Genomic DNA, 26,475 nt, shown 5'->3' with positions numbered 1-26,475 from the left:
TTAACGGCGGACAAGACCGTTAAAGACAGCGGATGGCTCTCTTCCCCCGAACGAAAACGTGTCCAAGAGAGAAGAGAACCAATTTTAAGTACTTTCAATTCAATTAAGTACTATTCACATTCCGTGAGTCGTTATCTTGGATTACTTATCCATGTGAAGAACAGTACGGATAGATTCACCTTTGTGCATCAATTCGAACGCTTCGTTCACGTCTTGTAGACCCATAGTGTGAGTGATGAACTCTTGTAGACCGAATTCGCCCGCCATGTAACGGTTTACGATTTCTGGAAGCTCAGAGCGGCCTTTAACGCCACCGAATGCGCTACCACGCCATACACGACCCGTTACTAGTTGGAATGGACGAGTTGAGATCTCTTGACCTGCGCCAGCAACACCGATGATTACCGATTCGCCCCAGCCTTTGTGACAGCACTCAAGCGCTTGACGCATCACATTTACATTACCAATACACTCGAAAGAGTACTCAACACCACCGTCGGTCATCTCAACGATAACGTCTTGGATTGGCTTGTCGAATTTAGTTGGGTTGATGCAGTCAGTCGCACCAAGCTGTTTTGCTAGTTCGAATTTGCTTTCGTTGATGTCTACACCGATGATGCGATTCGCACCTGCCATGCGAGCACCAATGATTGCAGAAAGACCGATACCGCCTAGGCCAAATACTGCAACGTTGTCGCCTTTTTCAACTTTAGCTGTGTTTAGTACTGCACCCATGCCTGTTGTTACACCACAGCCTAGAAGGCAAACTTCTTCAAGTGGTGCTTCTTTGTTTACTTTCGCTAGTGAGATTTCTGGAAGTACTGTGTACTCAGAGAAAGTAGAACAACCCATGTAATGGAAAATAGGTTCGCCGTTGATAGAGAAGCGGCTTGTACCGTCTGGCATTAGACCTTTACCTTGCGTTTCACGAACTGCCTGACATAGGTTAGTTTTGCCAGATTTACAGAACTTACACTCACCACATTCAGCTGTGTAAAGTGGGATAACGTGGTCGCCAACTTCAACGCTTGTTACGCCTTCGCCAACCATTTCAACGATACCGCCACCTTCGTGACCAAGGATTGAAGGGAAGATACCTTCTGGATCGTCACCTGATAGTGTGAATGCGTCAGTGTGACAAACACCAGTTGCTACGATGCGTACTAGCACTTCACCAGCTTTTGGAAGTTGTACATCAACTTCTTCCATTTTAAGTGGCTCGCCAGCAGCCCATGCAACCATTGCTTTTGATTTAATGTGAGTTTGACCAGGTTTGATTTCAAGCGACATTGGATGTTTCCTTTATATTCTCAGTATATGGAGTGACGTCATAAGCGTAGTTGAGGTTTGTTCACTGCGCTGCGTCGTTTTGTTGGTGCCCATTTTAGGTGTTTCACGAAAAATGATAATCCGGTTAAATTGAAAATGATTTTTACGTATACGTAATAATCAACAAAAAGGCGCAATGATTTATGCGAGCGAAACAGGGTAAGTTGGAGAAAAACAAAGTAAGCACAAGAAAATTCGTTTTGGGTTTTGACCTCAAGCGTAGTTGAGGCTTTATTGTGTCGGCCATTGCGAAGAAACATCGATTTAGGATCAGAATGAACAACACAGATTTACAGGCTTACTTAAACAAGATTGGCGTAACGCAGCAATTGGACGTCAGCGTTGATACGCTCTTTGCGCTGCATAATGCGCAGCATCGTCGTTTGCCATTTGAGAACTTTGATATCGCATTGGGTAAAGGCATTTCGACGTCTGAACAAGACATCATCGACAAATTGGTTTACCACGAGCGCGGTGGTTACTGTTTTGAATTGAACGGTCTGCTGCTAAGAGTGCTACAACAGGTTGGCTTTGAAGCAAGACCACTTTTAGGCCGCGTACACTTATCTGGCACTCCTTCGGGCAGAACGCATCAGTTCACTTTGGTGACGCTTGGAGATGAAAAGTGGATTGTCGATGCAGGTTTTGGTTCTAATACGCCAAGATCGCCATTACCATTTGTACTCAACCAAGCTATTCATACCGACATACAAACGTTCCGCTTTGTTGAAGACGAGCGCGTTGGATATATGCTTCAAGTTCAATCTTATGATGATGAAAGCCAGTGGCTTGATATGTACAGCATGGACTTTGAACACGTGTTTGATGGCGATATTGTTTGCGGTAACCATTTTGCTTCCACCTCGCCAAGTTCACGCTTTACTTCCAGTAGGGTTGCAACACTGGTGATCGACTCTGGTGTCATCACACTCGCGAATTACACGTTAAAGTATCGAGAAAACGACAAAGCGGTCGTGATAGACCTCGCCGAAGGCCCCGAGTATCTATCAGCATTAAAAGAGCATTTTGGTATTGAGCTTGATGCCGAGTATCAAGACTTAAAACCACTGCCTCAGCTATAATGATTCTGAATGACTTAGCCATTGGTGTTTGGCTGGAAATATAGTGAATATCAATGGTTGTAAACTGGTCTACTCCACACTGTTTATTGGTTTAAGTTATTGATTAAAAAGAGTGTGAAGGAGTATCACAAATTCCATCTAGTTGCGATAAGTTGTAAGAAAGTCGCAACTTAATTGTCATTTTTCCCGCCTAAGCTCCCCGCCCGATTTCAAATTATTACTCTTTTATCGGGATGCGAAAAATGCAACGCAATACATTGACCGTACTTTCAGCTCTGATTACCGCCACATTGGTCGGTTGTAATTCAGACTCTTCAAGTATTGACACTCCAGAACTCGAAGCGCCAGTCCAAGTGGCGTTCATGCCAGACATCCACTTCCACGATGTGTATGGTGATTTCCAAGACGGATCTTTCCAAGGTTTGTACACCAACGCCAGCGGCAAATATGCGACGATTCGTACCATGCAATCGCAGATGGAATCGACGCGTTTGTTTAACGAAAACTACTTCGCGATGATCGCAGCATTGGACGATGTGGTTGAGCGTGGCATCAAGTACGTTGCGTTGCCAGGGGATTTTAGCGATGACGGCCAGCCTGTGCACATGCGTGGGTTAGTGAAAATCTTTGATCATTACCGCGAGACTTACGGTCTAGAATTCTTTGCTGCACCGGGCAACCATGATCCCAATAAACCTTTTACCGTGGCGGCGGGCAAATCTGATTACCTTGGTGAGGACGGCAAGAAACAACGCATCTTTAGCCGTGGTAAGGATGAGTGTGTCGATTACGAAGGCGAGTGGGGCATTATTCCCGGTGAAGGTGACCACTTAGACACCATCTGTACGGAAGAGGTGCAAGAGTGGGGCTACAAAGAGATCATGGATATCTTAGGGACGCACGGTTTTTATCCTCAAGAAGATTATTTGTATTTCGAAACGCCTTACAGCAGCGATGAAGCTCGAAACGACTATTCTTATGAACTTGCAACCGAAGAAGCGACTTACGATAAGCGTATGTTCGAGATTTGCCACCAAGGGACGGGCGGTGAGTACAAACAAGACGGCTACACCAACTGTGCGGTGGTGCCAGATACCAGCTACTTGGTAGAGCCAGTGAAAGGTCTGTGGTTATTGGCTATCGACGCGAACGTTTATAAACCCAAAGACACCTTGGCAGAAGGTTCAGTCAGCGGCGATGACTTCGATGGTTCCAGTAGCGCGGGTTACAACATGATGCTGACCCACAAACTGCACGTGATTGAATGGATCAGTGAGGTCGTAAAGGCGGCAAAAGAGCAGAACAAAACGCTGGTCTCATTCAGCCATTTTCCTATGACGGATTTTTATAATGGCGCATCCGAAGAGATTGAAGACTTGTTCGGTGAAGGCAGTCATCAGTTATCGCGTGAGCCAAATGACGACACCAGCAAAGCGCTAGCCGCTACGGGGTTGAGCATTCACGTTGGTGGTCACATGCATTTTAACGACACGGGTAAGAAGAGCTATATGATCGATGGCGTTCAACACACGCTATTCAACATTCAAGCGCCTTCTTTAGCGGGTTACATTCCAGCTTATAAGCTATTGAACATCCGTCCTGATCATCAAATCGAAGTGGAAACCGTCGTGATCGACAAAGTGGCAGGCTACAACGAGTTATTCGAGCATTATGCGAGAGAGCACGAACATCTCACAGAGCAAGCTGGCGATGACGAAACAGCAAAAGCAAACATTTGGAATAAAGAGATTCTAGAAGCTGAAAGCTATTATGCTCTGACCGATTGGCACATTCGTGAGCTGACGCGTTTACGCTTCCTGCCAAGTGATTGGCCACTAGAAATGCGTGAAATGCTCCTGCATATGGATGGCGATGACATGTTGATTATGTCTCAGCTTTCAACGCAGTTTACCGTGTGTCAGTTAGCAAAAGAGCTGGGGTACGACATCGTTAATTGTAATGAAAACGCCGTCGTGGACTACGAGCAGTTCCAAAAAGATTGGCAGACTGCAACGCAGCAAGCTCAAGCGATTGCTCAACAAGGAGGGTTTAACCTTGAGGAGTTTGCCGCGTGGAATGGTGAAGAGCTGGCAACTGACTTCTATCGCTTACGTAATGCCGACGAATTGGCTTTCCGAGACATTGAAGAAGCGCAACTGCTGCAATACGAGCTATTAAGTCGTGAACTTTCAGAATTTGCAGGAACGGTAGATTCTGAACTTGGTGACTTAGGTGAGTACTCGGTTGGTGAAGTATTCCGCTCCCGCTTTGGTAGCCTGTTTGTGATTCTAGAGAAGTTCGCAACCGGACAAGCCAGCGACCACTTCTTGATTGATACTGGGCAGCAAACACTGACGGATCTAAAAGGCGAAGTGAAGCGCGATATTCTCAAGAACTGATTTTGCTCTCACACGAAAAGAAAAATGGAAAGCGCAGCTCAGTCTGCGCTTTCTTTATTTGCGCTATACCTCAGTAAGTCACTTGCCAAAAGTTTACTTTTAATCATGAGGAATAGATGAGGTAAATCATGCGCTTTGAATACTTACTCGATGATGATGTGACCCAAGAGCTTGACGCAAAGCTTCGACGTTTGCTCTCTATTTGCTTCACTAAGGAGCAAGACCAACTCTTTCAAACTCAAAGATATTTCAAGGAAATCCCCCGCCACCGATATCTCATTTGGGATGGGGAACGGCTCGCAGCTCATATTGCCGTGCATGAAAAACAGGTGATGATTGACGACCAGTCTTTTCCAATTAGTGGCATCGCCGAAGTGTGTGTCCAACCTGAGTATCGTGGTAAAGGGTTAGTGAAAATATTGCTCAAAGCGATTCACCAAGATGCACTGGAAAGAGGAGACGCATTCTCTGTGTTGTTTGGGCGAACCCATATTTACAAGTCCAGTGGATACCTGCCTACCGACAATTTGAAGATGGAAGTAAAACCGAGCAAGTGGATCAGTACAGAAGACACCATGGTGCTGTCACTCAACATCATTTGGCCACAACAAGTGGTGCATTTAGTCGGCTATCCTTTTTAAACAGGTTTTCTCTGCATTTCAGTTTGTGTGAGAATACGCAATAAATAGAATTCCACAGGAACCACAACCATGGCGAATTGGGAAGGCGTGAGCGAGTTTGTCGCGGTTGCAGAAACTAACAGCTTCACTGGCGCAGCCAACAAGTTGAAAACGTCGGTCGCGCAAATCAGCCGTCGCGTCTCTGCACTTGAAGAACGTCTAGCCGTTAAACTGTTGCACCGAACCACGCGAAAAGTCTCGCTTTCAGAAGCGGGGCAACTCTACTATCAACAATGTAAGCACCTTGTCGAAGGTCTAGAGTTAGCAGAATTGGCAGTAACGCAAATGCAGGCAGAACCCAAAGGTTTGCTCAAAGTCACTGCGCCCGTGACCTACGGTGAAATGAACCTAGCGCCTTTGCTACATCAGTTTATTGAGAAATACCCGCAGGTGAATTTGGATTTAAACCTGACCAACCAAAAGTTAGATTTGATTGAGCAAGGCGTTGACGTCGCAATTCGTTTGGGGCGTTTACAAGACTCAAGCTTAATTGCCAAGCGTTTATCGTCTCGTCAGCTTTACGTGTGTGCTAGCCCTGCGTATCTGGATCGCTCAGGTGAGCCGCATACGTTGTCTGAGCTCAGTCACCACCAATGTTTGGTCGGCACTGCCGATTACTGGCATTTTAAAGAGCAAAAACGTGAGAAGTCTCTGCGTGTTTCTGGTCGAATTAAGTGTAACAGTGGTTTTGCGTTAGTCGATGCGGCGAAACGTGGCTTAGGCTTAGTGCAACTGCCAGACTATTATGTACAAGAAGCCTTGGATAACGGTGAGCTGGTGGAAGTATTAACCGACTACCGAGATGACCGCGAAGGTATTTGGGCGCTCTATCCACAAAACCGAAACCTGTCGCCAAAAGTGCGCTTACTGATTGATTTCTTGGCTGAGAACATGAGTTGAGCGACACAGAGTATATCAGTTGAATAAGCCAAGTTAGCTATAAGCTACTTGGCTTATATTTTTATAGTGAGTAGGAATTATTGCTCGTTTAGTTCCGCATCTTCGCGCTTGATTACCTTGTGGCCATCTTCTGATACGCCTTGTTTCCAGTAACTGCTGAGGTAAAGGTTTTCCCGCTCCACTTCTTTTTCGTTACGGAAGTATTGACGTAGCGCACGCATCGAGTCGAACTCACAAGCACTCCAAACAGCTGCATCACCTGTTTTCCACTCTAGAGCGCGAACTTTATCTTCGAGTGATTGTTCGGTGACCCAATGGATTTCCATACCTGCTGGCGCTTCTAGCGGCTGAATATCCGCTTCAGAAATCACGCTGATCACGGCGTAGCCTTTTGCTTCTTCTGGTAGCGTGCGGATTTTCGCCGACAGAGCAGGCAATGCCGTCATGTCTGCTGCCATAAAGAACCAGTCGGCTTCAGCATTCAGGTTCGAGATGCTACCTGGACCTGCAATGTTTATGGTGTCGCCTTCTTTCGCTGACATAGCCCAGCGCGCTGCAAAGCCGCACTGTAGATCTTTAGTGATATGACGGACAAAGTCGACTTCAATCGTGCAGGCTTGTGGATCAAAGCGACGAATGGTGTAAGTACGCATGACAGGACGGTTTTCTTCTGAGAAGCCTTGAATGTCCGTGCCACCAACTTCATTGAACAACAGCTTGATGTAGCTGCCTTCGCAATCTTGTGGGAAGTCGCCTAGCGCCTCACCTTGCAGGGTAATGCGCTGCATGTTGGGTGTCACGGTTTGTGTGTTGATGACAACGAGGCTTTTTGGTTGTGGTTTCTTTTTCATTTTAATTCACATTTCACTACGTTTGATAACTATTCTCTTTCTCATCTAAGATTAACAGCATCTCAATAAGGCAGATAGTGTCTTTATCTAAATTTACACTCTGATCTGAGAATCGGCGATTTAATTTCGGTACTCCTCGCTCAAATGAACACTTCGTCGTCCCGCTTTATAAGATAGTAGTGGGAGAATAAAAAAGGGCACCGAAGTGCCCTTGAGAGAAGAATGGAGCTTGTTTACTGCGCTTGCTCTAACAAATGTGTTTTCAGGAATCGATCCATCGCTTGGTAACCATCGAGACGGTTTTCTAGTGAACGGAAGCCGTGACCTTCGTTTTCCTTCACGATGTACTCCACTTCAACGCCGCGATCGCGTAGTGCATTAACGATTTGGTCAGATTCACTCTTCACCACTCGTGGGTCTTTCGCGCCTTGTAGAACTAACAGTGGTGCTTTGATTTGGTCTACGTGGAACACTGGTGAGTAGGCTTTCATCATCTTCGCGTCTTCTGGATCTTCTGGGTTACCTACTTGCTCATGCAGCATGGCTAGGAAGGGTGCCCAGTATGGCGGGATAGAATCCATGAAGGTGAACAGGTTTGACACACCAACGTAGTCGATACCACATTTATATAGGTCTGGCGTGAAGGTCACACCGGCCAACGTCGCGTAACCGCCGTAAGATGCGCCGTAGATACACACTTCGCCATCCTGTGCGTAACCTTGGTCAATCGCCCATTTCACGCCATCAGTGATGTCATCTTGCATCGACTGACCCCATTGCTTGAACGATTTTTCCCAAAATTCACGACCATAACCGGTTGAACCACGGAAGTTCATTTGCAGTACCGCAATGCCACGGTTAGCGAACAGTTGAACTTCTGGTTGGAAGCCCCAATAATCACGCGCCCAAGGACCACCATGTGGCAGCACGAGTAGCGGTAAATCTTTTGCTTCACGACCTTTTGGTAGAGTTAAGTAACCATGAATGGTCTCACCATCACGAGCGGTGTAAGTGATTGGCGTCATCTTCGCCATGTCTTCTGGTTTATGCCAAGGTGCGTTTGCCGCCAATTTCTCAAGCTGGTCAGCATCACGATCGTAGTAGTAATAATTTGGACGGTCAGTGTCGCTGTAGGTCACGACAATCATTTTTCTCTCGTCGCGAGTAGCATTGTTTACCGAGATTTCGACTCCTGGCAATTTCTCTTGCAGACGCTCAAAAGTCTCTTCATACCCTTTATCAAGGAAATGATACTGACGCTTATCTGTGACATAAGAGATGGTCGTTAGCTTATTGAGCGCATTGGAGTAACTAGCGTTGGTTACATCGACTTCTGGGTGAGAGAAGATTTCACGCACTTCTTTATTTGCCTTCACATCGTATTCGATGATGGCCGATTTATCGCGTGTGATACGAGAAGCAACGTACAGGTTCTTGTTATCTGGCGTAAACGAGATAGGCGAGAAGCTTTCTTTAAAAGTCAGATTCTTCAATGGACGAAATTCTTCCTCCACCGTATCACGATAGAGAACCGCTGTGTTTACGCCATCAGAGGTTGAAATGAATCGAATGTTGCCATCATGATCGGTGCCCCAGTCGCGGACGTTACCAGGGTTTTGGGCAACCAGCGTGTTCTTGCCGGTTTTCAAGTTATGACGATAAACATCAAACACTTGCGGATTCCGCTCGTTGGTCGAGAGAAGAATGTCATCTGGTTGACTTTCCAACGTATCGATCACGTACGCTACTACGCCTGATGTCGGTGTAATGGTTTTCTCTTCACCAGTTTTTACATTGACCGTGACGAGGTAAAAGTTTTCATCCCCACCGGTATCACGTGAATAAATGATGGTGTCATCCCCAACCCAGTAGTAATAAGCGATGTCGCGACCGGTAATCGAGGTAATGCGCTTGACATTTTCTGGCTCGCCAACGGGATGGACAAACACATTTTTACGGTCTTGCCATGGTTTCATCATTGAAATGTAATCGCCAGCTGGAGAGATTTGGTAGCTAGAGACTTCGGCATTTCGGAAGAAATAATCAACCGGATATTCTGGTGGAATCAATTCAACGGTAGTGGTGGTAGAGGTTTGGCTACAACCCGAGATGAGTAAGCCAAAAGCGGTAGCAAGAATGAGCTTGCGAATACGCATTGTATAACGCTCCTTGTGTGACGGACCTGTCAGCATCGTGCTTGTCGGTCAGAGTGAATGGATTGTCGCTGCTAAAAAGGCAGCGGCAAAGCAGTGAAAGGGGAACCTATATTGGTATCACTTATCGTTGAGGCTTTTAATGTTCTTATCACTGCTGTTGCTACTATGGCCCAGTCCACCCGTGGAAGTGGCGATTATTTGTACTTACCGAACAAAGGACTAGCCAAAACTTGGCATAAGTCACACTTATCTTTCATGGTTTTATCATTTATATCATTGGGATAGTCGACAAAAGCAGAAGCGCCGCCATGCCATAGTTGAAGCCTTTCACACGTTTAGAAGTCGTCAACCAACGTTGAAGTTGGATGCCTGCCGCCGTCCAAAAAGTCACAGATGGTAAGTTTGCCAAACAAAAAATGCCTGCGATAAAAGCTAACTCAAGCCAAGAACCTCCATTGCTATATACCGTGATAGCCGTGAGTGCCATTGACCACCCTTTTGGGTTTACCCATTGAAATGCCACTGCGCCTAGAAAGCTCATTGGACGATAATCATCTTTCACTTCCGCTTTGTTGCTGGTGGCAATTTTATAGGTGAGATACAACAAGTACGCGAGGCTCAATACTTTAAGAATGCTGTGCGTTATCGGGTAAGCGTGGAACAAACTCATCAAACCAATGCCAACGAGAATCAACATTGCGCCAAAGCCAAAGGTAATGCCCAACATATGAGGAATCGTGCGTTTAAAACCGACGTTCGCGCCGGACGTCATTAGCATGATGTTGTTTGGTCCCGGAGTGAAGGTCGAGACAAACGCAAACAGTGCGAGTGCACCAAGTTGAGAGTATTCCATAGTATGTTCCTGCAAATGTGTTTACCCACGAAGTGATGGGTAGAGAATGACGTTTTCTGACCGGTCAGCAACAATGATAGGTAGAACCGTCATCAATTTTGTGCTTTTATTTGATGAAAGTGCGCCGAACAAACAACAAAAGAGCATCATGGATAGATTTGACGAAAGAATATTGCAAGCGTTGAAATCAGACGGAAGAATCTCCAACGTGGAGCTGTCTGAACGTGTGGGGTTATCACCGTCTGCGACTTTACGTCGTGTGCAAGATTTGGAACGAAAAGGCGTGATTAAAGGTTATCGCGCGGTATTGGATAACCAACAAATGGGTGTCGGCTTTGTCGCTTATGTGTCGATAGGTTTAGCATCCCACTCAAAGCAGGCGCAACTCGGTTTTGAAGATCACGTCCGTTTTGTGGATGAGGTGGTGGAGTGCCATAATATCACTGGCGCGAACGAATATTTGCTACGAGTGGAGACTCAAGATCTGGCGTCTTATAAAGCTTTTCATGCAGATGTTCTAGGGGAGTGCGAACACGTCAAAGCGATCACGACCATGGTGGTGATGGACACACCAAAAGATGAACGATAGCTCGTATAGAGAACATTGTTTTGTGGCACATCAATTTGAAGTGACTCGAAAGAGTCAGTCGAGTATGAGTAAAGTCCACATAAAATGCTGGAAAGCAGTCTGCAATCTGACAATTCCAGTATTTATTCTCACCTTCTAAATAATCTCATCCTGCTAGTTTTTCTACGTCGCTGCCCGGTTCGAGTGCAGTGGATCTGAAAATTTAAGGATGAATGATGAAATCATACGTAACCCTTCCTCTTGCAAGCTTGGGCGCCGTTGCGGCTTTAAGCTCTTTTAATGTCAGTGCTCATGGCTGGGTCGAGTTTCCAAGTGCACGTCAAAATACTTGTTATTTAGATGGCGGCTTTTGGACCAATGAAATCCCAAACCAAGCTTGTCAGGCCGCTTATGACGAGTCGGGCGCATATCCCTTCGTACAACGTAGTGAGATCGCCGCAAACGTGCCGAACTACCGCGATATGGCGCATGTGAAAGCGATTGTTCGTGACGGCGAGCTTTGTTCTGCGGGTGATGCCGCGAAGAAAGGTTTGAATATCCCATCTCCAAATTGGCAACGTACTAACGTGACGCCAGATGCAAACAATCAAATCGAATTGGTGTTCTTTGGTAAAGCACCACATAACCCGTCTTACTGGGAGTTCTACCTTTCTAAGCCAACATATGATGATACGCAGCCACTGACCTGGGACGATTTAGACCTTATCGATACTGCTGGTGATGTGTATGTGGATGCAGAAAAACGCTACCGCATGCAGGTAACCTTCCCTGCCGATCGTTCGGGCGATGCGATTCTTTATACCCGTTGGCAGCGCATTGATGTTGCAGGTGAAGGCTTCTACAACTGTAGTGACATAACGTTGAACGGCAATGGTACAACACCTCCTACCGACCCGGTAGACCCAACAGATCCGGCAAACAACCTGACAGCTCTGGGTTACTTTGTCCCACAAGGGTTTGGTCCGGTAGAGTCAGGCGACACGGTACGATTCCGCACGTTTAATGCAACGGGTACCGAGATCGTCGATCTGTCACTACCAATCAGTGCAAACAACACCACAACGTGGGCTGCGGAGTTAGCTGATCAGTTTAACTCGCAGCAAACGGGCGATTGGTACGTGGGTATTTGGCACGAAGCAATGAACCACTACATGTTCGATACCAACAACATCTACGCAAACCAAGTGTTGGCTCCGAACGCTAACTTTAGCTACGCGTTGTCATTGATTAAAGGTGATACCACACCGCCGGTAGAGCCGACCAACCTTTGGAGTAAAGATGCGGTGTACAACCAAGGTGACGTCGTGACGCACAACGGCCGTGAATGGACAGCGCAGTGGTGGACGCGTGGTGAGGAGCCTGGAACTACAGGTGAATGGGGTGTTTGGCGTTAAGCTTCATTCTTTCCAAATACGCAAAACCCTTCTCAATTGAGAAGGGTTTCTTGTTTTAATTCAGGCCGTTTTCGCTTTGCCAAGGTTGCCAGTTCATCATCGCATGATCGGCTAACTTGAGCATCGGAATGTCTTCGTGGGTATCGCCGTAAGCATAAATTGTTTTGTACTGGCTGAAGTCGAAAGCACGTTGCACACGCTCGACCTTTCTTTCCAAACTGCAATCGCCACTCAGGTAGAGACCATTAATGCGTTTGCTGTCGCCAATTATTTCGCTACAAAGCAATTGGTAACCTTGGGTTTCACAGCAAGGGCTTAAGTAGGCATTAAGTGAAGCCGAGACAACGACAATGGTGTCTCCTCGCGCTTGGTGCCATTCCAGTTTCGCTTGCGCTTCTGGGCGAATGTGTTTTGTAATCACCTCTTTTGCAAACTGGGATCCTAACGCTTCGACCTCTTGCGTTCTCCTTCCTGCAAAGGCGATAAAACTGGCGATAGGACGCATTCGCTTTGCAGGAATAACTCCTGCTTTGTAGAGCGCATAAAACGGCATGATCACCACATTACCGAGCCACTTACGAGGGCCAGAAACTGCATAGTGGAGGAATGCACTAAACATGTCCTCATCCGTGATGGTGCCGTCAAAATCAAACAGTGCGAGAGAGGTTTTTTTATCTGACAATCCGCTGCCTTATGGTTTAATGTGCGTGTCCGTGAGACAAGTTTATCACCATCACGCCCGCTGCGATAAGTGCCATGCCAATCCAAAGGCTGGTGTCCATGTGTTGGCGGTAAACCAGTTGCGAGATTAAGGTCACCGATACAATCGCTAAACCTGCCCAAAGCGCGTGAACAATGCCAACTGGCATGCCGCCTTTCATCGCTTGCGCCAAACAGAAAAATGCAGCCAAGTGACCAACTAAGACAAGGGTTGCAGGTAGTGGTTTGCTAAAGCCATCAGTGGCTTTGAGTGCAACGTGTGAAAGGGCTTCGGCGCCCACACCTAAAAGTAAGAAAAACCAGCTCATTATTGTCGTTCGTCATCGGTTGTTGAGTGCGCTTAGTATATTGATGACAAATAAAATAATAATCCCATAAAAGATTAAATAACTTTTACCTAATTGTAATAATAAGCACATCTTACATACGCTTACATCAACTCGTTGCCGCAATCGTTACACTGCCGCCGTCTTTGAAAAGGAGCGTGTACAGATGCATAAAGCGATAGTGAGTATTGCGGTGATGTTTGCACTGAGTGGCTGTGGTGGCGAGGGAATGACGACAGACTCTGTGTCTAAGTTGAAAGATCCTAGAGCGAACTATGAGGTGGACGGTATTGATCTGCTGCATCGTTCGATTACCGACACCATCAGCGATGACTTACTGGGCTTTGAGGCCGAGAACTTGTCTCGCAAAGTGACTTACACGCTCGATCGACTCTCATTAAACATTTTGCGTGATTTTAATGTGAGTACCCTCGAGGAGTTGGAAGCACTGGTCCCGAATGTTGGTGACAACAAAACCTCTCTGATTTTTGAGTTTCACTTGATGCGACTGACACCTGAAATGGTGATGGTCAGCTCATCAAACGAGATTGAACACCTCTTTTATGAAGCGGACATCATCGAAACCCGTTTTGGTATCTCAACCTATAAATTCACCGAAGCACCAACGCGTGTTGACATGGTGGTGTATCCAGAAGGCATTGCCATTGAGGCATTCAACCAAGGTTATCAAGCTGAATATGATGCAAGCAAAGGCACGTACAAGGTGCGTTTGCAGTACGATGATAACGGCAAAAAAAGCCAATATGATGAGTTGATTGTGGACTTGAACAGTGATCAAGTTCGACTGGAGAAAGGCACAACGACGATGGAAGGGCTAGAAGTCAAAGACAGCGTCGAGCAAAGCCATCGATTCGAATACAACCGCAAGCAAAACACACTCTCTATCCAATAGCACGTTATCGAACATTTTATCTTATGAACATTGAAGTGATGGCTAGGTTCATTTCTGAGTAACGGTTGGGAGACTGGCTCGGAGTCATGACTTCAATTTCTTTTGCGCCTCACCTAGACCCTTTATTGCGCACATGGGGAAAGTTAGGGTTTCTTTCCCCCGTTTTTCTTTACCTGCTCGTCGGAATAGCAAGAAAGTCGAAAATCTAGCGGTAGAAAACCGCCAACCAAATCGTCTCTTGTTCTGGGGCTGTCCAACTGACGCGATGCTTTGTATGCGCCGGAATGTTGATATGGTCACCGGCTTCTAAACGTTTTACAGAACCATCTTCATAAGTCAGTTCGCCTGCGCCTTGCAGTACCAATACCCACTCATGTTCTTCTTGATCGTACCATTCGCCCTCTGGCATGGTTTGCCCTTTTGAGACGATACGCTCGATGCGCAGCTGTTTATGTGTGAGTAAATCTTCGAACACTTCTTCACTCAGATCACTGGGTAGGTCTTTAAACAGATTCATAATGCTTCCTAAATAACGATCAATCCAAATGGTGCGAGCAGTTGTTCTTGCTGCCAGTCGCAGATCTTAACACCGTATAAAGATACGCGGCGAATGTCCAAGCCTTCTAAATCGACGTGGGTAAGATCGCTCTCTTCTATATTAAAGCTGCCCCATTGTTCTTGACTGAATTCTCCTCTCGATAAGTCAGAGCCTTTAAAGCTCGCGCCCATCAAATTGGCGCCGTTCCATCGGTTTTCAAACAGGTCGCATTTCTCTAGCAGTGCGCGCTCAAAATTGGTGTAAGCCAAGTTGCAGCCCGTGATGTAGGCGATACAAAAGAACACAGTATTGCTGACGCGATTAGCGAAGTTGGCACTTTGAAAGTTTGCACCCTTCAAATCGCATTTGCGCAGTTCGATGCCGACGCAATCCGCGCCATTGAACTGAGACATAGCCAACATGCAGTTGCTAAAGCTGGCATCTTTGAGTTTGGCATAACGGAAACTGCAGCCTTCTATGTCGCTCGGCTGGATAAAACGGCAATCAATAAACTTTGCATCACTCAGATCGGCGTGGTCGAAATTGCACTGATAAAAGCGGCAGTTTTCAAAGGTGGTGTTTTGCAAATCGTGATGAGAAAAGTCCTCATGCTCGAAGGTTTGGTCGGTCTTAATCATGTCTTTTTATCTTTTCTTGTTCGGTTAGGAGCAGGTTAACACCCTAAATAACTGATTTTCCAGAAATATAACTCCTTGTGTTTCAGTGGTTTACACAGGCCGAAAATCGCCCAATTTAAGCGGTCAAACTGGCGTTTTGAAGTGGGTGTTTTTTGAAAATAATCCGAGCATATCGAGAAAAAAGTTTTGTTAAGTACAGAGGCTCACAGAGGAAGTGGAATGAGAACTGCGAGGTACTTTTCTCACACGCACAGTTTGCATTACAGGGTTGTGTCCTATTTGCATAATTTGTTGATCAATTTGGCGTTTTTGTATACGTGAAAGCTATATTTTTCACAAATTGATTTCCATCAAAATAGTAGGGTTTCTATATGCTAGATTGCGCGCAGCTCAAGAAAATAGTGATACTCGCGTGCTTCAAGGTTTTGGATTCATTAAGGAACTGCCCGAAAGGGAAGAGCGCAGCTGAGTACAAAAAGAAACAAAGCCCTACAAAAGGAAATAACAATGAAAAAAACAATCTGCAGTTTAGCAGTGGTTGCTGCGTTAGTGTCTCCAAGTGTTTTCGCTCACAGTGAAGGTGACTTCATTGTACGTGTTGGTGCGGCATCCGTTGTACCAAATGACAGCAGTGACAAAATCTTAGGTTCTCAAGAAGAGCTTAAAGTGGATTCCAACACGCAGCTGGGCTTGACGTTCGGTTATATGTTTACCGACAACATCAGTTTAGAAGTTCTGGCTGCAACACCATTTGGCCATGATATTTCAACAGACCTACTTGGCCTTGGTGACATCGGCGAGACCAAACACCTACCACCAACAGTTATGGTTCAGTACTACTTTGGTGACTCACAAAGCAAATTCCGCCCATACGTGGGTGCGGGTCTAAACTACACCATCTTCTTTGATGAAGGCTTTAATGGTACGGGTAAAGGCGCGGGACTTTCTGATCTGAAATTGGATGATTCATTCGGTCTAGCTGCAAACGTTGGTGTGGACTACATGATCAACGATAAATGGTTCCTAAACGCATCGGCGTGGTACGCAAACATTGAAACTGAAGCGACCTACAAAGCGGGTGGCGTAAAACAAAAAACTGACGTGAAGATCAACCCTTGGGTATTCATGATCAGCGGCGGTTACAAATTCTAAGAAAAAGCAGTAGCAAAAGAACAATAAGATTATTGGCATGACTTTTAGGGGCAGTTGCGGGGATTGCCCCTCTTTTTTATTTCATTTTCTTCTTCTATTCATCTCTCCTTTCTCTTCCTATTTCTATGAATTTTCTATTTGTAAACGCATCGATTAAAAAATGAATTTTCTGTTAATTCTCGATTGCTGAGAAAAGCGAAAATTTACCATAGCTAGGTTTGGAAATTGTTCTGATAAATTCGATTGCAAGTGTTCGGTTAATTATTGATCGAATGCCGAAATAAAAATTACAAAATGAAGCTAAGGATTAGCTGACTAAGGAAAATCGCTCGTGAAGCGTGGAATTTTTACACGAGTATTTTTCGGTTTTGCTGTCTTTAGCTGAGAAAAATATCTTTATTTTTCAATCGGTAGACAGGAAGAACTAAAAATGAAAGGAACCACACTCATTGCAGTATTTGCTTCGGCAGTTTCACTGTTCTCATACAGTGAGAAAATAAGTGCGGCAGAGAAATTTATTACTATCGGCACGGGCGGTCAAACTGGCGTTTATTACGTGGCAGGTCAATCGATTTGTCGTTTCGTAAACCGTGGTGCAGCAGACCACAGTATTAAATGTAATGCACCAGCCAGTGGTGGTGGCGTGGCAAACGTCAATGGTTTGCGCAGTGGCGAATACAACTTCGGCATCATGCAGTCAGATCACCAATACAAAGCCCTAGAAGGTGTGGCTCCTTTCCAAAATAACCAACCAATGACGGACATTCGTGCCGTTTTCTCACTACAAAGTGAAGTGTTCACAATTCTTGCGCGTAAAGACGCGGGCATCACCAATTTCGACGATTTGAAAGGCAAGCGCGTCAACATTGGTAACCCTGGTTCTGGTCAACGCGATACGTTTGAGCAAGTGATGCAAGCAAAAGGCTGGTCGCAAGATGTGTTCAGCTTGGTGTCAGATCTGAAACCAGCAGAACAAGCTTCTGCAATGAGCGACAACAACATCGATGCAATGAGCTACTTTGTTGGTCACCCAAATGGCGCGATTCAAGAAGCCTCAACTACAACGGATGCGGTGCTAGTACCAGTGACTGGTCCTGAAATCGACAAGTTACTTGCTGAGCGTGCGTACTTCACCAAAGCAACCATTCCGGGCGGAATGTACCGTGGCAACCCGAACGATACGCAATCTATCGGCGGTAAAGCGGTGCTCTCAACCACAGCAGAGACCGATCCTGAGTTGGTGTACCAACTGACGAAATCTGTGTTCGACAACCTAGACCGCTTCAAGCGTTTGCATCCAGCATTTAAAGACTTGAAAGAATCAGAAATGATTGAAGTGGGTTTGTCTGCACCACTGCATGAAGGTGCGGTGCGCTACTACAAAGAGCGCGGCTGGTTGTAAGTAACTCTTAGAACCTTCAATTTTTAGCAAGCGCTGTGATGGATTCGCAGCGCTTGCTTCTCTGTTGTTTGTGAGAAAATTATGGATAAGACGATCTCCACGTCCCATGCTGATACGCATCCGAGTGAGCTGTCGGCAGAAGAACTGATTGCCCAAGATGTGGGTGCTCGCCTGCCAACCGGAATCATGGAAAAGCTGATTGCGGGTTTGGCGTTACTTTGGTCTCTGTTTCAACTTTGGATAGCGTCTCCGCTGCCGTTTATTGTTGGCTTCGGTGTGATGAACGACACCGAAACGCGCGCCATTCACCTTGGCTTTGCCTTGTTGCTTGCCTTCCTTGTCTTCCCTGCTTTTAAGCGCTCTCCGCGCGATCGTGTTCCTGCCTTCGACATCATGTTGGGTTTGATTGCTTGCGCGTCTTCGCTTTACTTGTTTGTTATGTACGAAGCACTAGCACAACGTCCGGGCAGCTTAACCACTGAAGACTTTATTACCGCATTGATTGGCTTACCTCTGCTTTTAGAAGCGGCGCGCCGAGTGTTAGGCCCAGCATTGCCAGTGATTGCGTTGGTGTTTATCGGCTACAGCTTGGCAGGCCCATACATGCCGGGTTTGTTGTCCCATCGTGGCGTGCAGTTGGACGCGCTGGCTAACCACCAGTGGATCACCACAGAAGGTGTGTTTGGTATTGCACTTGGCGTATCGACCAGCTTTGTATTCTTGTTTGTTCTGTTTGGCGCGTTATTGGAACGCGCTGGAGCAGGGCACTACTTCATTCAATTAGCATTTAGCATGTTGGGGCACTTGCGTGGTGGTCCTGCAAAAGCGGCCGTCGTTGCCTCGGGCTTAACCGGTTTGATTTCGGGCTCGTCGATTGCCAACGTAGTGACCACGGGTACGTTCACTATTCCTATGATGCGCAAGGTTGGTTTCTCTCCAGAGAAAGCTGGTGCAGTGGAAGTGGCGTCATCGGTGAATGGGCAAATCATGCCTCCTGTTATGGGCGCCGCGGCATTTTTGATGGTGGAATACGTCGGCATTCCTTATGTTGAGATCATCAAACACGCCTTCTTACCTGCCGCTATTTCTTACATTGCCCTGCTTTATATTGTTCATTTAGAAGCGCTCAAGTTGGGCATGCAGCCAATTGATGCCGCACGTTCAAAACCTTGGCTAGCAAGACTCACGGGTTTTGCATTTGGTGCGGCGTTGATTTCTGGATTGTCGATGGCGGTCTACTACGGCTTAGGATGGTTGAAGCCAGTATTGGGTGACTTTGTCCTGCCGGGGATGGCATTGATTCTTGCGGTGGTGTACTTGGCGCTGCTAAAAGTGGCTGCAAGCAATGAGCCGCTACCAGAAGAAGATCCAGATGCCCCGCTAGAACAACTACCAAATACTCGCGCAGTCTTGTTGTCTGGCTTGCACTACCTCCTGCCCGTGGTGGTCTTGGTGTGGTGTTTGATGGTCGAGCGTTTGTCTCCAGGGTTGTCTGCTTTTTGGGGCAGCGTGATTCTGGTGGTGATCGTTTTGACTCAGCGTCCTCTGCTGACTTGGATGCGTAAAGATGGCAAGCACGATTACGGCAACTTCAAAGACGGTTGTATTGATTTGCGTGAAGGCTTGATTGCTGGTGCGCGTAACATGATCGGTATTGGTATCGCGACCGCCACCGCTGGCGTTATCGTTGGTGCCGTATCGCAAACCGGTGTCGGCTTAGTGCTGGCTGACTTGGTTGAGATCCTGTCGATGGGCAACTTGCTACTCATGCTGATGCTTACGGCGGTATTGAGCTTGATTCTAGGTATGGGCTTACCAACCACGGCGAACTACATCGTGGTATCAAGTTTGCTAGCACCTGTTATCGTCACGCTGGGTCAACAACACGGTTTGATTGTGCCGTTAATTGCGGTGCACTTGTTTGTGTTTTACTTCGGCATCATGGCGGATGTAACGCCGCCAGTGGGTCTGGCTTCGTTTGCTGCGGCGGCGGTGTCGAAAGGCGATCCAATCAAGACGGGCTTAACCGCGTTTTACTACAGTCTAAGAACCGCAGCTTTGCCGTTCCTATTTATCTTCAATACGGATTTGTTGTTGATTGATGTCGATTGGGCGCACGGCATTGCCATCTTTGTTATCTCTACTATCGCGATGTTGATATTCGCAGCGGCGACGCAAGGTTGGTTCCTGACTCGTAACCGTTGGTACGAAGGCGTTCTGCTTTTGCTGGTGGCCTTTACTCTGTTCCGTCCGGGATTCTGGATCGACATGGTGGTGGACCCGTACCAATCGAGTAATCCTGCCCAGTTGGCACAAACGCTTGAGCCGCTAGAAGAGGGCAGTGTGCTTAGAATGCGCATCAGCGGTGAAGATGCGGTCGGTAAGATGCGAGAATTCTCGGTGCTGTTGTCGGTTCCTGAAGGGGAAACTGGACAAGATAAGCTGGACGCATTGGGTATCGCTACTTATCAGCAAGGTGAACAAACCCTGATTGATATCGTTAGTTTTGCTAGCCCAGCAGAGGCGGCAGGATTGCAGTTCGACCAACAAATTGTCGATGTGCGTGTGCCTGTTGAGCGTTATCGCAAAGAGTGGATGTGGATTCCGGCAATGTTGCTGTTTGGTGTTGTGATTTGGCTACAACGTCGAAGAGTAACAGCGCAACTTGCTACAGCACATTGATAGTTAAAGATAAATAACCATAAATCCCCGTTAGAGCTGAGACTAACGGGGCTTTTTTCTGTCTGGAATATTCGCCAATGTGATTGCCTAAGTCGCGGATTGATTCGCGTCTTCTATACTTTATGCAAACCCAGTTTGTGAATACCTTTGCGCATCAATTGAACAATTTAGCAACGCTCAAAATTGGATCTTAACCTTGCAGATCATTTTATTGTTCGATTGCGGAAAATTCCTACACTGATCACATAATTGAACACTTGGACAATATAAATGAGCGACGATATCGCGAAGAAATCCTCTTCGAAATCCAAACTGACCAAAATCCTTTTCCTTCTCGTTTGTGCTATCGGCTTCGGTGCGATGTTCTGGTCTTGGCAATATTCTGATGGTCACCCAAGTACCGAAGATGCATACGTAAGAGCAAAAATCCTGTCTGTCGCTCCTCAGGTTCAAGGCCAAGTCATCTCAGTAGAAGCCAAAGATTTCCAAGTGGTGAACAAAGGTGATCTGTTATTAAAGATTGATTCTCGCCCTTATCTGCTCGCGGTCAAACAAGCGAAAGCGGCTTACCAATTGGCGGTTCAACAGCATGATGTGGCCGATAAACAGGTCACAGAAGCGGTCGCTGGTTTAGATGCTGCACGCTCGAACCTGACCGAAGCGCAGTTGGAGTACAAACGTACTGACTCGTTAGTGAAACGCAAATTAGCGTCTGACCAAGATTTGGATACTGCGAAGAACAAACTCGCTAATGCTCAAGCAAGCCTAGAACAAGCGCGTGCAACGGTTGAAAAAGCGATCGCAAATCGCGGTGAAGAAGGCGCAGAAGCCGCGGTTGTTCAACAAGCGGCGGCGCAACTTGCACAAGCTGAATTGAACCTTAGCTACACCGACATTACTTCTCCTGTCGATGGTATCGCGGGTGAAATCAACACACATACTGGTTCTGTTGTGGGAGTTGGCCAAACTCTGTTCCCTGTGATTGTAAAAGACAGCTACTGGGTACGCGCAAACTTTAAAGAAACTGACCTAACGCACATCAAAGCAGGCATGCACGCTGAAGTCGTGATCGACATGTACCCAGACGTAGTTTGGGATGCGAAAGTGGAAGAACTGTCGCCAGCAAGTGGTACCTCTTTCTCTTTGATGCCACCAGAAAACGCAACCGGTAACTGGGTGAAAATCAAACAACGTTTCCCTGTGCGTTTGACGCTTGAAGTACCTGAAGGTGCGCCACAATTACGTGTGGGTGCAAGTTCTGAAGTGACTGTTGATCTGAAAAGTAACGCACAATGAGTAACGAGATTACGGCCGACAAACGGGGAATAGCCACCGTCGCCGTGATGCTTTCGGCCATCATGGTGTTGATAGATATGACCGTTGCTAACGTGTCGCTTTCACACATGATGGGCGCGCTAGGCGCAACGGCAGACCAAATCACATGGGTGCTAACTGGCTATAGCATGGCTGAGGCGATCTTCATCCCGATGACCAGTTTCTGGGTATCGCGATTTGGTGAGCGCAAAGTCATGTTGGTGGCGGTCATCGGCTTTGTGATTGCCAGTGCTTTCTGTGGACAAGCGGGTTCACTCGAAGAGATGGTGGTGTTCCGTATTATCCAAGGTGCATTTGGTGCTTCAGTCATCCCATTGGCACAATCGACACTGGTTCAGATTTACCCTTCCGAGCAAAAAGGCAAGGCGATGGCGATCTTCTCCATCGGTATCTTGCTTGGTCCTATCTTAGGCCCAGTAGTGGGCGGTGTGATTACTGACAACATCAACTGGCGTTGGATCTTCTACGTCAACTTGCCATTTGGCTTGGTGTGTACTGCGCTGATTTATCGCTACATCCACATCAGCAACAAATCCAAACCGAACTTCGACTGGTGGATCATTGGTTATATGGCCCTCGGGGTCGGTGCGTTGCAGTTCGTGCTCGACAAAGGTAACGACGAAGACTGGTTCAACTCCCGCATTATCCAAACCGCAGTGCTGCTGGCGATCATGGGCTTAATCATGTGGATCTACCGCAGTTGGAAGACCAAGAGCCCTATCGCGCCTCTGTGGCTCCTCAAGGACAAAAACCTCATGGTCTCGTCCTTAATGATGGCGGTCGTGTCGATGGCCATGTTCGGCTTGACCACTCAACAACCGATGTTGCTCGAAAGCTTATTGAACTACCCAGTATCCACTACGGGTATGTTAATGGCACCACGGGGGCTGGCATCTGCCTGTATGCTGATATTGGTGATTGTGATTAACCCGCAATTCGATCCAAGGTTGAAGATTGTCTTTGGCCTAACCTGTATCGGTATTGGTAGCTACCTCATGACCTTGTACTCCATGGAAATCGATACCTTCTGGATCGTGATGCCAAGTATGATTCAAGGTATGGGCTTAGGCTTGACCTTCTCGACCCTATCGACACTGGCGTACATGACATTGCCAAAAGAGCAGTCGGTGGCAGGGGCGAGTATTTTTAACTTGTTCCGCACCATTGGTAGCTCGTTTGGTATCTCCATTGCGACTACGTACCAATACCGCGACAGCCAACAGCAATGGCACGCTTTGGGAGAAGGCTTTAACCCTTATAACCCAGTGTTGCATGACTGGGCTGCGAAACAGGGGTTATCGATCACCGATCCTGCGGCATTGGAGCAATATCAGAACATGCTCCATCAGCAATCGCAAATGGTGGCCTTTGTGCACACCTTCCAGTTGGTTGGGGTGATGTTCGTTATCATGATGCCGATGCTGATCTTTATCCGTTCAAGGTAAACCTCTAAAGCCAAACAAAAGCGCCCTTAACTCAGCCAGTTAAGGGCGCTTTTTTGTATCTGACATTTGTATCGGTTTTCGAGCAGTTAACCGAAGGTCACTTCACTGAAATGCGGGTTGTCTTTGAGTGCTTTCATCGCGATTAACTGCTCGGTTGGAAAGGGAGTTCGTTCGCCGTTTCTCTCCAAAAACAAGCACTCTTGGCGTTCCATGTCGTAACCTGTATCGAACGCCTTACCTTGGTGCTTCTCACCGTTCTTCAACGTAATTTCAACGGACAACTTAAACATACAGGCGATTTCAATAAAATCGTATTGGCTGCAGGTCACCATAACTTTTCTCCTTCTCTCTTCCTTATCAAGACCGATAAAGGACAGAAATACTTCTCTGAAACCTAATCTTCATCTTACGCCCTATTTTGGTCATGAAAAAGACATACAAGCAGGCTTAACTAAAACCATAGTTTAGTGAACAAGACGTAGATAGGACATGTCTGAAACGACACTTAAAAACACGTACTTGGCTCGTGAGCGCGCAACGCAATCACTGATTACTCCTCACACTTACTACGCGCAGTTGGCGCATCGCATCAACCACTCACCTCAATTTGAATATGGACGCGTCAAAGACAAGATGCCAAACGTGCCAAGCCCTCAGTCTTTTTGGCAAGTGTGTTGGGCCTACATGGGCGGACGTTCGCCGCTCAGTCCTGATAACCAATTGCCGCATTCACCAATAGAACTGACGCAATTCGAGCAACGTCAACAAGCGATGCGTGTGACATGGTTAGGTCATTCGACGTTATTTATTGAAGTAGATGGAATACGTATTCTCACTGACCCTGTATTCGACTACGCGTCGCCGTTGATTGCGAAGGCATGGTTTGAGCGCAATATCCCCAATACAGCCGTACGGGATAGCTTGCCGATTCCTGATATCATCGTGATCTCTCATGATCATTACGATCACCTCGAAGCGTCGACCATACGTTACTATTCTGATAAATCCGTAACATTTTACGTGCCACTCGGTGTCGGTAAGCATCTGATTCGTTGGGGCGTTCGACCTGATAACGTGGTGGAATTTGATTGGTGGGATAGCGTTCATTACGCCAACGTTGAGTTGATTTGCACGCCAGCCAATCACAACTCAGGGCGCACTTATCTGGATAAGAATTCTACCTTATGGGCATCTTGGGTTGTAAAAGGGAAGCAAGAGACGCTCTATTTCAGCGGAGACAGTGCGTACGATAGCCATTTTGCACAAATCGCTCAGCGTTGCGGTCCGATTGATCTCGCCTGTTTGGAAGTCGCGGCAGATGTGAAAGGCAACCAAGGTTATCCGGTTGAGAACTGGGGACACATGCAAGCGCATCACACCGTACGAGCATTCAAAGATCTGCAAGCGAAGAAGTTGCTACCTGTACACTGGGCAACGTATGAGTTGTTTACGCACAAATGGGATGAACCCATTGAGGACTTGATTGAACATTGCCAAGCCGATCATATTGAACTTATTACTCCGATGGCGGGAGAGAGTTTTTATGTGGCAAAAGAATATAAAAATAAACCTTGGTGGCAGGCCAATAAATTATGTGAGCAAGCTAGAAAAATACGGGTATAATATGACGGCGCTTCAATAATACCTCGGTTAATTTAACTAACTTTCTTGCTCCTTATAACAAGCTTTTTACTGGTCACTAACTCGATGAAATACCAGTCACTCGCGAATATTCTGTGATCTCAAGCGAGACTAAATTTTTAAGTACAGTTTTTTGATACTTCCCACCTAAGAAATTAATCTCTCGGTAGAAAACTTTTACTAAAAATCTAAGTGAACTTAATTTTACGCATCAAAACAATTATACTCGTCGCCATACTGATAAGGCTTAAAATAAATGGTCAAAGTGTGAACGCAATGAGTAAAACTTGATCAGTTAACAATAAGTAAAAGTCTCATCATTGAAATCGATTTAATTGATAAAGAATGCTGGTAATAATTGGAACCAGTATCACAAGAGTAGGATTCTCTTGAATATATCATCAGGGATGCTGAAGAAATTAAAACAGGCATTGTTAGATGAATAATTCTGCAACGTATTTACTTGCTGCTCTACGAGAAAAAATTAAAGAGAAAGGGATTTGTTATTCCGATCTCTCTGCTGGAATGGGGATTCCTCTATCAACCATTAAGAGACAGTTACACAATACGTCTTTAGGGTTGGACAAAATACTCTCGTATGCCACTCATTTAGATACTGACTTAGTCGAATTGTCCATGCGTGGTAAACAGCTGCAACAAGAAAACGAGCAATTTATCACCGACATTAACAGTGAAATATTTCACCAGTATCCGTACCTATTTGATTTCTTGTATTTATTACGTCGGAAGGAATGGTCTCCGCAAGATATTGCGAGTAAATACCAATTGACCCATACCTCGATCACCCTTTATTTCCGCGCATTGGAAATGATGGATTACATCGAGCTAAAAGGTGATGACCAATACCGCTTTAAAGACCAAGGTCGCTTTATTTTCGAAGAAGGCTCCAAGCTCGATACTTTGTTTGCTAAGCGCTTTCGAGATGAAGTGTTTAGCCATGATGTGCGACCACCGATTTGCATGGGACGCATTGCTATCACTGAAGAGCAGGAAGAGAAACTGGCGAATGAGGTGTACAACAAACTGATAGAGTTTGATGTGCAAAACAAGAGCGGAGAAGGCAGTAAGCGACTGAGAAACGTCTTAATGACTTACACGCCGGGCAATCAGATATTCCTTTCGGATACGATTCTGAATATTGACGGTGAATTATTAAAAGCCATCTCGATGGCGAATGAAAAATAGTGACTATTTAATCACAAAATAAAGAATTTATATTAAGTGGGTGTGTTTGATAATGAATGCATCAAAGACCCACTATTATCCAAAATTAATGACCTGTTATTTAAATAGGTCAAACGAAGAAGAGACAAATTAACCGATCTCTTCTCAAATCCAAAAGTGAAATAAATAAGGCTGAATCTTCATCATCGAAACTCGGCAGGGCACGTCTCGACCTTTTTTCGCCTGATCAGGACCAAAAGCCAAT

The 26,475-nt window shown here is 46.2% G+C and carries 23 protein-coding genes; 14 read left to right on the top strand and 9 right to left on the bottom strand.

Annotated elements, in window-relative coordinates; genetic code table 11:
* Positions 1–141 precede the first annotated feature (141 nt).
* A complete protein-coding gene (locus C1S74_RS17560) occupies positions 142–1,290 on the bottom strand; it encodes an S-(hydroxymethyl)glutathione dehydrogenase/class III alcohol dehydrogenase (RefSeq protein WP_045396348.1) in 1,149 nt (382 codons plus the stop codon).
* 314 nt (positions 1,291–1,604) lie between these two features.
* On the opposite strand from C1S74_RS17560, the gene C1S74_RS17555 reads away from it, so the two are divergent.
* From C1S74_RS17555 to C1S74_RS17540, 4 genes are all read left to right on the top strand, one after another.
* On the top strand, positions 1,605–2,411 hold the full coding sequence (locus tag C1S74_RS17555) for an arylamine N-acetyltransferase family protein (RefSeq protein ID WP_045396345.1): 807 nt from the start codon (positions 1,605–1,607) through the stop codon (positions 2,409–2,411).
* A 242-nt stretch (positions 2,412–2,653) separates the two neighbouring features.
* Positions 2,654–4,810 (top strand): metallophosphoesterase, encoded by a 2,157-nt coding sequence (locus C1S74_RS17550; RefSeq protein ID WP_045396343.1) that lies wholly within the window; start codon positions 2,654–2,656, stop codon positions 4,808–4,810.
* Positions 4,811–4,938: 128 nt separating this feature from the next.
* Entirely contained in the window at positions 4,939–5,451 is a 513-nt protein-coding gene (locus C1S74_RS17545; protein WP_045396341.1) for a GNAT family N-acetyltransferase, read from the top strand.
* Positions 5,452–5,520: 69 nt separating this feature from the next.
* Complete coding sequence (locus C1S74_RS17540) at positions 5,521–6,390, top strand: LysR family transcriptional regulator (protein ID WP_045396338.1); 870 nt, start codon at positions 5,521–5,523, stop codon at positions 6,388–6,390.
* A 77-nt stretch (positions 6,391–6,467) separates the two neighbouring features.
* Here C1S74_RS17540 and C1S74_RS17535 read toward each other — a convergent pair whose 3' ends face one another.
* From C1S74_RS17535 to C1S74_RS17525, 3 genes are all read right to left on the bottom strand, one after another.
* Positions 6,468–7,241, bottom strand: a complete 774-nt coding sequence (locus C1S74_RS17535) for a siderophore-interacting protein (RefSeq protein ID WP_045396336.1) — start codon at positions 7,239–7,241, stop codon at positions 6,468–6,470.
* A gap of 233 nt (positions 7,242–7,474) precedes the next feature.
* Positions 7,475–9,397 carry a S9 family peptidase gene (locus C1S74_RS17530; RefSeq protein WP_045396332.1) on the bottom strand — a complete coding sequence of 641 codons (1,923 nt, stop codon included), beginning with the start codon at positions 9,395–9,397 and terminating at the stop codon, positions 7,475–7,477.
* 268 nt (positions 9,398–9,665) lie between these two features.
* Positions 9,666–10,250 (bottom strand): LysE family translocator, encoded by a 585-nt coding sequence (locus tag C1S74_RS17525; RefSeq protein WP_045396329.1) that lies wholly within the window; start codon positions 10,248–10,250, stop codon positions 9,666–9,668.
* Positions 10,251–10,398: 148 nt separating this feature from the next.
* Here C1S74_RS17525 and C1S74_RS17520 point away from each other — a divergent pair, with 148 nt between their 5' ends.
* Both C1S74_RS17520 and C1S74_RS17515 read left to right on the top strand, forming a co-directional pair.
* On the top strand, positions 10,399–10,839 hold the full coding sequence (locus tag C1S74_RS17520) for an Lrp/AsnC family transcriptional regulator (RefSeq protein ID WP_045397577.1): 441 nt from the start codon (positions 10,399–10,401) through the stop codon (positions 10,837–10,839).
* A 215-nt stretch (positions 10,840–11,054) separates the two neighbouring features.
* Complete coding sequence (locus C1S74_RS17515; protein WP_045396325.1) at positions 11,055–12,233, top strand: lytic polysaccharide monooxygenase; 1,179 nt, start codon at positions 11,055–11,057, stop codon at positions 12,231–12,233.
* 55 nt (positions 12,234–12,288) lie between these two features.
* Here the strand turns inward: C1S74_RS17515 and C1S74_RS17510 are convergent, their stop codons facing one another.
* Positions 12,289–12,915, bottom strand: coding sequence for an HAD family hydrolase (locus C1S74_RS17510; protein ID WP_045396322.1), 627 nt, complete (start codon positions 12,913–12,915; stop codon positions 12,289–12,291).
* Positions 12,916–12,931: 16 nt separating this feature from the next.
* Positions 12,932–13,261 (bottom strand): DMT family transporter, encoded by a 330-nt coding sequence (locus C1S74_RS17505; RefSeq protein WP_045396320.1) that lies wholly within the window; start codon positions 13,259–13,261, stop codon positions 12,932–12,934.
* A gap of 184 nt (positions 13,262–13,445) precedes the next feature.
* Between C1S74_RS17505 and C1S74_RS17500 the strand changes: the two genes are divergently transcribed.
* On the top strand, positions 13,446–14,192 hold the full coding sequence (locus C1S74_RS17500) for a hypothetical protein (protein WP_045396318.1): 747 nt from the start codon (positions 13,446–13,448) through the stop codon (positions 14,190–14,192).
* Positions 14,193–14,397: 205 nt separating this feature from the next.
* Here the strand turns inward: C1S74_RS17500 and C1S74_RS17495 are convergent, their stop codons facing one another.
* Together C1S74_RS17495 and C1S74_RS17490 are read right to left on the bottom strand one after the other, a co-directional pair.
* Positions 14,398–14,709 (bottom strand): cupin domain-containing protein, encoded by a 312-nt coding sequence (locus C1S74_RS17495; RefSeq protein WP_045396316.1) that lies wholly within the window; start codon positions 14,707–14,709, stop codon positions 14,398–14,400.
* 8 nt (positions 14,710–14,717) lie between these two features.
* Positions 14,718–15,368 (bottom strand): Qnr family pentapeptide repeat protein, encoded by a 651-nt coding sequence (locus C1S74_RS17490; RefSeq protein WP_045396313.1) that lies wholly within the window; start codon positions 15,366–15,368, stop codon positions 14,718–14,720.
* A gap of 507 nt (positions 15,369–15,875) precedes the next feature.
* On the opposite strand from C1S74_RS17490, the gene ompW reads away from it, so the two are divergent.
* The 5 genes from ompW to C1S74_RS17465 all read left to right on the top strand — a co-directional run bounded on the left by ompW (position 15,876) and on the right by C1S74_RS17465 (position 23,384).
* Complete coding sequence (ompW, locus tag C1S74_RS17485) at positions 15,876–16,520, top strand: outer membrane protein OmpW (protein ID WP_045396310.1); 645 nt, start codon at positions 15,876–15,878, stop codon at positions 16,518–16,520.
* 430 nt (positions 16,521–16,950) lie between these two features.
* A complete protein-coding gene (locus C1S74_RS17480; protein WP_020195112.1) occupies positions 16,951–17,922 on the top strand; it encodes a TAXI family TRAP transporter solute-binding subunit in 972 nt (323 codons plus the stop codon).
* Between the two features lie 81 nt (positions 17,923–18,003).
* A complete protein-coding gene (locus C1S74_RS17475; protein WP_045396307.1) occupies positions 18,004–20,604 on the top strand; it encodes a TRAP transporter permease in 2,601 nt (866 codons plus the stop codon).
* A gap of 270 nt (positions 20,605–20,874) precedes the next feature.
* Positions 20,875–21,900, top strand: a complete 1,026-nt coding sequence (locus C1S74_RS17470) for an HlyD family secretion protein (protein ID WP_045396304.1) — start codon at positions 20,875–20,877, stop codon at positions 21,898–21,900.
* Positions 21,897–23,384, top strand: a complete 1,488-nt coding sequence (locus tag C1S74_RS17465; RefSeq protein WP_005434843.1) for an MDR family MFS transporter — start codon at positions 21,897–21,899, stop codon at positions 23,382–23,384. The genes C1S74_RS17470 and C1S74_RS17465 overlap by 4 nt, the downstream gene beginning before the upstream one ends.
* 86 nt (positions 23,385–23,470) lie before the next feature.
* On the opposite strand, the gene C1S74_RS17460 is transcribed toward C1S74_RS17465, so the two are convergent.
* Positions 23,471–23,716, bottom strand: a complete 246-nt coding sequence (locus C1S74_RS17460; RefSeq protein ID WP_045396301.1) for a Rho-binding antiterminator — start codon at positions 23,714–23,716, stop codon at positions 23,471–23,473.
* 157 nt (positions 23,717–23,873) lie between these two features.
* Here C1S74_RS17460 and C1S74_RS17455 point away from each other — a divergent pair, with 157 nt between their 5' ends.
* Positions 23,874–25,007, top strand: coding sequence for an MBL fold metallo-hydrolase (locus C1S74_RS17455; RefSeq protein ID WP_045396300.1), 1,134 nt, complete (start codon positions 23,874–23,876; stop codon positions 25,005–25,007).
* A 456-nt stretch (positions 25,008–25,463) separates the two neighbouring features.
* Positions 25,464–26,231: a transcriptional regulator gene (locus C1S74_RS17450; protein WP_045396299.1), complete on the top strand. Its 768-nt coding sequence runs from the start codon at positions 25,464–25,466 to the stop codon at positions 26,229–26,231.
* Positions 26,232–26,475 lie beyond the last annotated feature (244 nt).

The sequence above is a fragment of the Vibrio hyugaensis genome (assembly GCF_002906655.1).
GTDB lineage: Bacteria > Pseudomonadota > Gammaproteobacteria > Enterobacterales > Vibrionaceae > Vibrio > Vibrio hyugaensis.
Note: the sequence above shows the minus strand (reverse complement) of the source record. Positions and strands in the feature narration are given on the sequence as shown.

Bases quoted from the DNA above. Each gene is read 5' to 3' on its own strand.
- C1S74_RS17560 (WP_045396348.1), bottom strand. From the start codon at position 1,290: ATGTCGCTTGAAATCAAACCTGGTCAAACTCACATTAAATCAAAAGCA.
- C1S74_RS17555 (WP_045396345.1), top strand. From the start codon at position 1,605: ATGAACAACACAGATTTACAGGCTTACTTAAACAAGATTGGCGTAACG.
- C1S74_RS17550 (WP_045396343.1), top strand. From the start codon at position 2,654: ATGCAACGCAATACATTGACCGTACTTTCAGCTCTGATTACCGCCACA.
- C1S74_RS17545 (WP_045396341.1), top strand. From the start codon at position 4,939: ATGCGCTTTGAATACTTACTCGATGATGATGTGACCCAAGAGCTTGAC.
- C1S74_RS17540 (WP_045396338.1), top strand. From the start codon at position 5,521: ATGGCGAATTGGGAAGGCGTGAGCGAGTTTGTCGCGGTTGCAGAAACT.
- C1S74_RS17535 (WP_045396336.1), bottom strand. From the start codon at position 7,241: ATGAAAAAGAAACCACAACCAAAAAGCCTCGTTGTCATCAACACACAA.
- C1S74_RS17530 (WP_045396332.1), bottom strand. From the start codon at position 9,397: ATGCGTATTCGCAAGCTCATTCTTGCTACCGCTTTTGGCTTACTCATC.
- C1S74_RS17525 (WP_045396329.1), bottom strand. From the start codon at position 10,250: ATGGAATACTCTCAACTTGGTGCACTCGCACTGTTTGCGTTTGTCTCG.
- C1S74_RS17520 (WP_045397577.1), top strand. From the start codon at position 10,399: ATGGATAGATTTGACGAAAGAATATTGCAAGCGTTGAAATCAGACGGA.
- C1S74_RS17515 (WP_045396325.1), top strand. From the start codon at position 11,055: ATGAAATCATACGTAACCCTTCCTCTTGCAAGCTTGGGCGCCGTTGCG.
- C1S74_RS17505 (WP_045396320.1), bottom strand. From the start codon at position 13,261: ATGAGCTGGTTTTTCTTACTTTTAGGTGTGGGCGCCGAAGCCCTTTCA.
- C1S74_RS17500 (WP_045396318.1), top strand. From the start codon at position 13,446: ATGCATAAAGCGATAGTGAGTATTGCGGTGATGTTTGCACTGAGTGGC.
- C1S74_RS17495 (WP_045396316.1), bottom strand. From the start codon at position 14,709: ATGAATCTGTTTAAAGACCTACCCAGTGATCTGAGTGAAGAAGTGTTC.
- C1S74_RS17490 (WP_045396313.1), bottom strand. From the start codon at position 15,368: ATGATTAAGACCGACCAAACCTTCGAGCATGAGGACTTTTCTCATCAC.
- ompW (WP_045396310.1), top strand. From the start codon at position 15,876: ATGAAAAAAACAATCTGCAGTTTAGCAGTGGTTGCTGCGTTAGTGTCT.
- C1S74_RS17480 (WP_020195112.1), top strand. From the start codon at position 16,951: ATGAAAGGAACCACACTCATTGCAGTATTTGCTTCGGCAGTTTCACTG.
- C1S74_RS17475 (WP_045396307.1), top strand. From the start codon at position 18,004: ATGGATAAGACGATCTCCACGTCCCATGCTGATACGCATCCGAGTGAG.
- C1S74_RS17470 (WP_045396304.1), top strand. From the start codon at position 20,875: ATGAGCGACGATATCGCGAAGAAATCCTCTTCGAAATCCAAACTGACC.
- C1S74_RS17465 (WP_005434843.1), top strand. From the start codon at position 21,897: ATGAGTAACGAGATTACGGCCGACAAACGGGGAATAGCCACCGTCGCC.
- C1S74_RS17460 (WP_045396301.1), bottom strand. From the start codon at position 23,716: ATGGTGACCTGCAGCCAATACGATTTTATTGAAATCGCCTGTATGTTT.
- C1S74_RS17455 (WP_045396300.1), top strand. From the start codon at position 23,874: ATGTCTGAAACGACACTTAAAAACACGTACTTGGCTCGTGAGCGCGCA.
- C1S74_RS17450 (WP_045396299.1), top strand. From the start codon at position 25,464: ATGAATAATTCTGCAACGTATTTACTTGCTGCTCTACGAGAAAAAATT.